This is a genomic window from Neoalteromonas flava (assembly GCF_002807685.1).
In the GTDB taxonomy this organism is placed as follows: Bacteria; Pseudomonadota; Gammaproteobacteria; order Enterobacterales; family Alteromonadaceae; genus Alteromonas_E; species Alteromonas_E flava.
Genome location: NZ_PEAX01000030.1, coordinates 1 through 442, shown reverse-complemented (window position 1 = coordinate 442; position 442 = coordinate 1). Strand labels below are relative to the sequence as shown.

The following is a 442-nucleotide window of genomic DNA, read 5'->3' as shown; positions in this document are numbered from 1 at the left end:
ATGGTTGACGATGAAGAGCTTCTAGAGCTAGTAGAAATGGAAGTACGTGAATTGTTGTCTGAGTATGAATTCCCAGGTGACGACTTACCAGTAATCCAAGGTTCAGCTCTTAAAGCGCTAGAAGGCGACGAGCAGTGGGAAAAGAAAATCATCGAGCTAGGTGAAGCACTTGATTCATACATCCCAGAGCCAGAGCGTGCAATTGACAAGCCGTTCATTCTTCCAATCGAAGACGTATTCTCAATCTCAGGTCGTGGTACAGTTGTAACAGGCCGTGTAGAGCAAGGTATTGTTAAAGTTGGTGAAGAAGTTGAAATCGTTGGTATCAAAGAGACAACGAAGACAACTTGTACTGGTGTAGAGATGTTCCGTAAGCTTCTAGACGAAGGCCGCGCGGGTGAGAACGTTGGTGTTCTACTACGTGGTACTAAGCGTGACGAAG

At 45.7% G+C, this 442-nt stretch carries 1 protein-coding gene; it reads left to right on the top strand.

Features of this window, described 5'->3' with window-relative positions:
• Positions 1-442: EF-Tu/IF-2/RF-3 family GTPase (locus CSH92_RS16995; RefSeq protein ID WP_240612855.1), on the top strand; the 442-nt coding region annotated here is incomplete at both ends.